General features: G+C 52.6%; 7 protein-coding genes. 2 read left to right on the forward strand and 5 right to left on the reverse strand.

Going from position 1 to position 7,411, the window contains the following annotated elements:
* Window positions 1-21: 21 nt before the first annotated feature.
* The 3 genes from ABT56_RS21975 to queF all read right to left on the reverse strand — a co-directional run bounded on the left by ABT56_RS21975 (window position 22) and on the right by queF (window position 4,936).
* Window positions 22-1,578, reverse strand: a complete 1,557-nt coding sequence (locus tag ABT56_RS21975; RefSeq protein WP_047881065.1) for a GGDEF domain-containing protein — start codon at window positions 1,576-1,578, stop codon at window positions 22-24.
* Between the two features lie 133 nt (window positions 1,579-1,711).
* The gene (locus ABT56_RS21980; RefSeq protein WP_047881073.1) at window positions 1,712-3,988 is read right to left on the reverse strand and encodes a tetratricopeptide repeat protein; all 2,277 of its coding nucleotides are present in this window, start codon (window positions 3,986-3,988) and stop codon (window positions 1,712-1,714) included.
* Between the two features lie 102 nt (window positions 3,989-4,090).
* Window positions 4,091-4,936: an NADPH-dependent 7-cyano-7-deazaguanine reductase QueF gene (gene queF / locus ABT56_RS21985; protein ID WP_047881066.1), complete on the reverse strand. Its 846-nt coding sequence runs from the start codon at window positions 4,934-4,936 to the stop codon at window positions 4,091-4,093.
* Window positions 4,937-4,999: 63 nt separating this feature from the next.
* Here queF and syd point away from each other — a divergent pair, with 63 nt between their 5' ends.
* Both syd and ABT56_RS21995 read left to right on the forward strand, forming a co-directional pair.
* The gene (syd, locus tag ABT56_RS21990) at window positions 5,000-5,566 is read left to right on the forward strand and encodes a SecY-interacting protein (RefSeq protein WP_047881067.1); all 567 of its coding nucleotides are present in this window, start codon (window positions 5,000-5,002) and stop codon (window positions 5,564-5,566) included.
* A 3-nt stretch (window positions 5,567-5,569) separates the two neighbouring features.
* On the forward strand, window positions 5,570-6,346 hold the full coding sequence (locus ABT56_RS21995; protein ID WP_047881068.1) for a Zn-ribbon-containing protein: 777 nt from the start codon (window positions 5,570-5,572) through the stop codon (window positions 6,344-6,346).
* Between the two features lie 48 nt (window positions 6,347-6,394).
* Here ABT56_RS21995 and ABT56_RS22000 read toward each other — a convergent pair whose 3' ends face one another.
* Together ABT56_RS22000 and ABT56_RS22005 are read right to left on the reverse strand one after the other, a co-directional pair.
* Complete coding sequence (locus ABT56_RS22000; RefSeq protein WP_047881069.1) at window positions 6,395-6,670, reverse strand: hypothetical protein; 276 nt, start codon at window positions 6,668-6,670, stop codon at window positions 6,395-6,397.
* A 95-nt stretch (window positions 6,671-6,765) separates the two neighbouring features.
* The gene (locus ABT56_RS22005; RefSeq protein ID WP_047881070.1) at window positions 6,766-6,996 is read right to left on the reverse strand and encodes a DUF2789 domain-containing protein; all 231 of its coding nucleotides are present in this window, start codon (window positions 6,994-6,996) and stop codon (window positions 6,766-6,768) included.
* Window positions 6,997-7,411 lie beyond the last annotated feature (415 nt).

Here is a 7,411-nt window from a genome sequence, read left to right on the forward strand (position 1 = left end):
ATCGCAGCCCGGTACGGTCGGTTAGGAGATCCAGATAAGGCGGCTGTTGCCTGCGCTGCGGGCACTGAGCAGTGCCTTTTCAGTACGTTCGATGATATCGGATGGGGTGTCGTTGGCATCGAATAGGGTGGCACCGATAGAGGCCGTGATCGTAACGTTCTTGTCACGGAACCTGAACGGTAACTGGCTGATGGATTCACGTATCACCCCTAGTCGCTTGTTACGCTCGTCTTCATTGACATCGGGCATGACCAACATAAAGGCATCGTCGCTGAAGCGGGCAACGACGTCGGTATCGGCGATTTGCTGGCGCAGGGTCTTGGCGATGATTTTGAGAATTTTGTCCCCGGCGACATGGCCAAATTTTTCGTTGATGGATTTGAATCCATCAATATCGACCAACGCGACGCACAATGGGTGCTGGTAGCGTAGCCAGCGGCGGTACTCATGTTCGAGGCGCTCGTTGATGGCGGCACGGTTATAGACTCGGGTCAGGTTGTCGAGGAACATCCTGTGTTCTTGGTCAGTGAGTCGCTGGCGGTAGTCCTGTGTCTGGTCGTAAAGATTGGTAAGCTTGGTGCCATTGTAGCTGAGCTGTTCAAGCAGGGCTTTTTCTCTTTTTTCCAATGCTTTATTACGCTCAGACAAAATAACGAGCTCTTTGGTCAGGGTGGTGAGTTCACTGCGCCAGCCATCAAGGTTCTGGTTTTCAGCCAGGCCCTGTCGGATAGAGTTTGCCAATTCGGCCAGCTCGCGGGTCATTTCGCAGCGGTGCTCGTAGATCATGTTGCTCTGTTCGGCGCTTTGCTGGGTTGTTTTGTGCAGCGTACTGATATCACCGCTGACTTTGTCGAGAAATTGCTGTGAGCTGCGGCGTTCCTGACGGGTTCCTTCGAGAACGAGACGAAGGACATCAAGGGACAGCTCGGTCAGCTCGGTCGGCTGAACGCCAACTAACAGCTGATTGCGGATTGTCAGCAGTTTGCTGCCTGCATCGCCGTCGAAGTCAAGCTCGGTGATCAGGTGTTGTAATTCGCTGGCCAGTTTGAGCTGGAGATCGTGAGCTGCCTCAGATGGACCGTTACTTGGCCCGAAGTGGGCCGCTAGCTTGAGGGCTCGATCGTAGAGTGCGATAAGCCTGACGGCTTGCTGGTGGGTTTGCGACAAGGTGGTATTGGGTTGCGACAGCAGGTTGCGCAGATCGCGCTTGAGCTGGGGCGGCAACCCGTGCACACGGCGCAGCACCTCGCCACTGTGATGGATCTGTTGGCTCAGGAAGGCGTTTTCCTGCTCGGCAAAGTTAGCCATGCGCGAAACCAGCCGCTCGATTACCGCGATACGCGGTAGCAGCTTGCTGATATCTTTGTGTTGCTCAAGTTCCAGGCGTAAAGAGTCCAGCCGGTCGTCCAGCTCACTATCTATACCCCGGCAAGCAACGGCCAGACGGCTGATCAGCCTTTTCAGAATAATGAGCTCTCGGCGGGATTTGAGTGTTTCGTCCCGGTAGCTCAGTTGGGCTTGGTCCAGTCGGAGTTTTAGTTGACTGAGCTCCGAAGCCACTGCGTTGATATCTGTCACGTGTACATCAATGTCCCAAAGGGGCAAACTCTTTCGAAATCAGGTTGTTATTTTGTAATTTGAATAAACATGCTAGCAAAAACCCAATCGTAATGCATGTTTATTGTTATTTTGCTCTATAAATTTAGTCTACCTAGGCATTTGTGTCAGAAGCGTGATCGTTGCTCCAGTTAATTTCCTTTGCTGACGAGCTCTGCACTTTGATCAGGCCATTATCGATGGCTTGGGTGCAGGCGCGGCGGAAGTTGTCGCTGGCAAAGCTGGCGGCTGGCGCTGCATCGATCGCGCTGAGATGCACCCACTGGCTGCCACTCTCCTGTTTGCTGAGATCTCGGGCGGTATTGGTGGCCATCAATAGGATGTCGAGCAATTCATGGTCGTTGATCGCGGTATAGGCACGGGGCAGGAATGGGTATTCAGCCATGCCGATCCGGACTCGGTTATCAATTTTACGCTGGCCGATGAAGCGATCTATGAGCTGTTGGAGAGAGTGCGCCAGTTCTTCTGGGGCCGAGTCGAGCCGCGAGTTCGGCTCGATGTAGAGGAACATGGCATCGGAGAAATGGTAGAGCCGTGCGGGCTCGCAGACTTGTTGGTTGAGGTACTCGCCAAAAGCCCGCTCGAGGTCGAGTCCTTGCTGGTAACCGTGGGTCAGGTAAATATGCTTGAGGAACGGGACTTCAAACAGGGCGAAGCGCAAGCGGTCGCTCAATGGTTCATTGATGATTTCGCCAAGGTGCCACTGCTCGAAGTTGGCACTGCTCTGTTGCAGCGATGACGGCAGTTTGGCGGTCAGCATCCGCAAGTTGCGCAGCCCACTGCGTGGGTGGGTGTAGAAATCGGTTCTCAGTCGGTGGAGGCGAGCCTGCAGCTGCTTGGCAGTACGGTTGCGGCTAAGCAGAACCATACCGCCAACGGTAAGAACACAGAACAGGAAGATGGTGACATTTTTCTGTTTGTACAGTGCTTTTTCGCTCTCGAACTGTTCGCGTTCGAGCTCCTCTAGGTGAAGAGAACGTTCCAGCATCCGTTGCTGTTGCTTGAATACCTCGACGTTGCTCCTAACCTGTGCTTGCTCTTTGCTGCTGAACAATTGCTCGTAGCGCCGCTGACTAAGGAGGGCGTTGTAGTAGTCTTTTTGTTGCTCGAATGCGAGGGATAGCAAGTGTTCGCCGTCGAGTTGCAGGTCGAGATCCCCGATTCGGCTGGCGGTCATCAGCCCTGATTGGAGGATCGGTACGGCTTTGTCTAGGTTGCCCTCGGCAAGCTCGAGCTGGCCTTGGAGCAGGCTGGCTTCGGCCAGAATCGCTTCGTTTCCGCTTTGATTGGCAAGTAGGCGGGTGTGCTGGAGATACTGCTCCGCTTTCGGGTAATTATAGAGCTGGAGGTAGACCCGGGCGATACTTAGCCGTAACTGAGCTGAGCGGAATTTATGCTGGAGCTGGTTTTCCTGGTCCAGAGCATTGAAGTAGTGAACCAGCGCCAAATTATAGCGGCCTTGCTGTTCGTAGATATCGGCGATCAGCGCTAAGGTCTGGGCCAGAGGCAGGGTCCGGCGGTAACGTTCGAAGAACTCACCGGCCTGAGTAGCGTGCTCGAGCGCTTTGTCGAATACCTTGCGCTGCTCGAACAGTGAGGCGAGGGCGAAATTGGCAATGGCAGTCTGGGCTTTGTCGTCATTGTCGACAGCCATCCAGTAACTGCTCAATAGTCGGTCGAGCGCCATGTCGAAATGACCATGCTTGAGATAATGCTCGCCCAGCACCCGCTGGTAGTGGATCAGTTCTTTGGTATCGTCAAGGTTGACCAGATAGCGCTTGGCGCGAATGAACAGCTTCTCGGCACTGCTCTCTTCGCCGATACTGGATTTGATCACCGCCCGCTGCATGAGGGTTTGGTATTGCAGCCGCTGGATCTGGCTTGCCATCATCAGGTTTTTGCCTGCTGAAATTTGCTGTTCGACTTTGTCGAGTAGTTCGAGAGCATGGGCACTATTTTTGAGGTTATCCCAATAAATTGCCGCATGGACAAGACGGCTCTCCAATTGGCTAAACAGCAGGTTTTCCTTGGTGGCCAGTTGTTCGGCGAGTTTGATTGTCGCCAGTGATTTCTTGGTCTGGCCGAGTTGAGATTCGGCCTTGGCCTTGATTTGCAGTGCATTAACTGTGCTTAGCGGGGTGCGGATCGAATGGTCGGTCTCGTCGGTGATGTGGACCCGCGAGGTTTCCTTGGGGGCACTCAGGCGGCGCTGGTCAAGGTAGCGTTCGGTAATATCAAGAGACTGTTCAGGGCTGGTAGAAAGCAGCTCATCGGCTTCGGCCAATAGCGGTGTGGCAAATATTTTGGCCTGTGCGCTACAGGCAGTGGTAAGGAACAAGGCTACGCAGGCTAGCCGACGGAATGAAGACATACGACAAAAGACCCCGATAAACATGGCGATCAATATTAATGGCTTGGAGGGGCAAGTCCAGCAAACTATGCGAATTTGCCGGACTTATTGCCGAATTACGGCTTATTGTCGAGCCATACGGCTGTTGTTGCTCGGTGTTTTGCCCATATTGGTGCGGTATGGGTTGATATCCAGTCCGCCACGGCGAGTATAACGGGCGTAGACAGTCAGCAGTTCAGGCTGGCAGTACTTCATGATATCGGTGAAGATTCGTTCTACGCATTGCTCGTGAAACTCGTTGTGGTTGCGGAACGAAACAATGTAGCGCAATAGCTTTTCGCGGTTGATCTGCTTTCCGGTATAGGAAATACGCACGCTACCCCAGTCGGGCTGACTGGTGATCAGGCAGTTGGACTTGAGCAAGTTACTGTTTAGTTCTTCCGTCACGATCTCGCCATCGGCCGCGCCTTCCAGGTGATCTGGGTTGAAGGCATAGTCGCTGATTTCGATATCCTGCTCATCGATGCAGGTACCGCTGAACGCAACAACTTCTTCGTTGGTAAAATCTGACAGTGGTTGGATAGTGACGTCTACGTCAGCTCCCGCGCACTGGCTGAGATCTTTTTGAAGTTGGTCGGCAACTTGCTGCCAGTTGTCGAATCGGGTTTGGTTGAAGCTGTTGAGGTAGAGCTTGAAGGATTTTGATTCAATCAGATTCGGGCTGTTAGCCGGAAGACGAACTTCGCCAATAGCGACCTGCGGTAGCCCCTTGCCGTTGAGCCAGGACAGTTCGTAGAGGGTCCAGATGTCATAGCCGGTAAATGGCAGGCTGTCGCCTAGAGCCAGGTCATCACGATTCAGGCTCCGGGGTACCGGCTGAAGTAGCGATGGGTCATACTGATCTTTATACTCGGTCGTTTTCCCTAGGGTTAAACCGGCTAATTCTTTTGCGTCTTTATATTTGCTCATACTGTCCTGGACACACTTGGATTAGAATAGCCAAAGTTTACTTAATCTTTTGAGAGGTTGCGAATGAATCATCCCGTTGCGGTGGCGTTATTTGAGTTTTCTTCCCGCTATTTGCAGGCATGGTGTGATGCCGGTCAAGGTTTTCCTCGTTCTGCTGAATTAGTCGGGTTGGCTTCACCGTGCGTGGAGGGAGATGATGGTGATGAGGTGAGCTGGCAGCCCGTTGTTCGACAGCCTGTCGGGGATCTTTCCGCCGTCGAAAAAGGCATCGAGTTGCGCCTGCATGAAGATATCGTTGCGTTCTATTCTTCCCAGTTTGCCGGGGATATGGCCGGCCGCTTTGCGACGCCTGGCGGCTACATTGAGCTGGAATTGCTTCAAGCGTTTAATGATGGGGACGTGGAGCGGCTACAGGAGAATATTCTGGGCCATCTGGTAACCCAGCGCCGGCTCAAGCTCAAACCGACGGTCTTTATTGCCGCATTGGCATCGGAGAGCGAGGTGGTATCGGTATGCAACCTGTCTGGCCAAGTTATTCTGGAGACGTTGGGCAAGGAGCAGCGCGAGGTATTGGCGGCTGATCTGGAGAGTTTCTTGGCCAAACTTGAACCTGTGGTTAAGGCTGGGTGATAGATGTACGTTGTTGAGTTGCAATTCGAGTGTTTCGACAACACGACGGTATCTGCGGTGGACGCGGCGATCAATGGTCTGATTGATGCTCTGCGTTACAACGGTCAAGTGCTTGGCCGCGAGTTTCCTATCGTGATGGATGACGGGGTGTTCAAGGTCAGGGCGGTGTGCCCTGAGCAGGACAGCTTGCATCCGGACTTCCATAGCCCGCAGGTATCAGCCTGCCTGAAACAGTTGAGCCAGGCCAGCCTGCTTAACCCGAAGGTCAAAATGCTGGGGCGTGATTTGAATTCAGAAGCGGCGGCTGAGGATTTCTCGCCGAGCTGGCAGGTACTGTACACCACCTATGTTCATACTTGCTCGCCATTGCGTTGTGGCGATACCTTGATGCCGATCCCGCTGTATCGGCTTGCCGAGTCGACGTTTAATGGCGATCACAAGGCGGTGGTCAAATGGCAGACCGAATGGCAGGCGTGTGATGAGATCCAGATGGCGGGTGGCTGTCAGGCTGAGCATGCCGCGCTGCATGAAATCCGCGATGCAGACAGTGACCTGTTCCGCAGAGGTTGGGATCTTCGAGGCCGAATTGAGTATATCTCGAAGATACCTACTTATTACTACCAGTACCGGGTTGGCGGGGAAAGTTTGGAGAGTGAGCTCAACCGGCCATGCCCTAAGTGCGGCGGGGAGTGGCGCTTGGACTCTCCCCTTCATGGTATTTTCCACTTCAAATGCGATAGCTGCCGGGTTGTTTCCAATTTATCGTGGGATTTCCAGTAAGCCGTAAGGTGGTGCTATTGGCCGATGCCTCATCTGCTAGATTGGGGGTTATCGAGCCTGTTCGAGTTTTTCGAGACGGCCGGTTAAATCGGCGACCAGTTGTTCAAGTTTGCTGATCCGTTCTTCGGCCGAGAGTTGGGGGGCGGATTTTTCAATTTTGGGTACCCGTGCACTGCTTTTCCAGCTCTGCAGGGCCTTAATGATAACGGGCATCGGTAGGGGCTCAGGCAACCGTGCTTTGATCAGGGCCACTGATGGCTCTTTGCCTTCGGCAATCAATGATTCGATGGCATTTGACAACGCCTGGCTGATAGGTGATGGCATCCTGTATCCTTCTTATTTGGGTTTGCCCTATTGTTGCTCAAACGCTACGGAATGCCTATCCCTCGGCTCCCTTTCCGTGGGGGCTGTAATAATGGTTATTTGCGAAGTAATGCATCAAGTTGGTCAATCACCTCGCACCAATCGGCATCTTGCTCTTGCGACTCCTTGATAAACCGTTTTTGTGCCGGCTGCCAGAAATGCGCTTCCGATAGCTTTTCGTGCTGGGCTAGCTGATGTTCGGCTAAGAAAGTTTCAATAAATTCCTTGGAGCTGTTCATACCGAGTTGGCTGAAGAGTGATGATAGGTTGTGATTGAACGTTTCCATCGTTTGCTCCTTGGCCTGCGTGGTGATGACGGTTTTGTTCCTCAAAACTGGCAAGGAGCCAGCAATTTCGTTGCCTTATAGTTAGCGTAGCCGCTTTTCAGTTGGTGGTGTATTGTCTTTTTTCTCGTAACTTTGTGCGAGATCTCTTACAAGAGCGTGGGAGATTATGAATTATAAGATAGGCATATGACGGCCAGTGTTTGCTTAACTTCTTGATTAAATGAATTTTGTTTCACTTTATTTTAAATTGTGAAAACTTGCGCAAAATGCCAAATGCTCAATAAGGCTGTTTAATAGGGGTGAAAAACGTATTCTATACGTGTCGGAAGGAACTGACGGAACGGAACAGGAAAGCCCCAAGGATTCGGGGAGTCTCAGGATGAGACCGGTGTACTAGGATGGTATATCGAACATG

It is taken from the genome of Photobacterium aquae (assembly GCF_001029445.1).
GTDB classification, from domain to species: domain Bacteria; phylum Pseudomonadota; class Gammaproteobacteria; order Enterobacterales; family Vibrionaceae; genus Photobacterium; species Photobacterium aquae.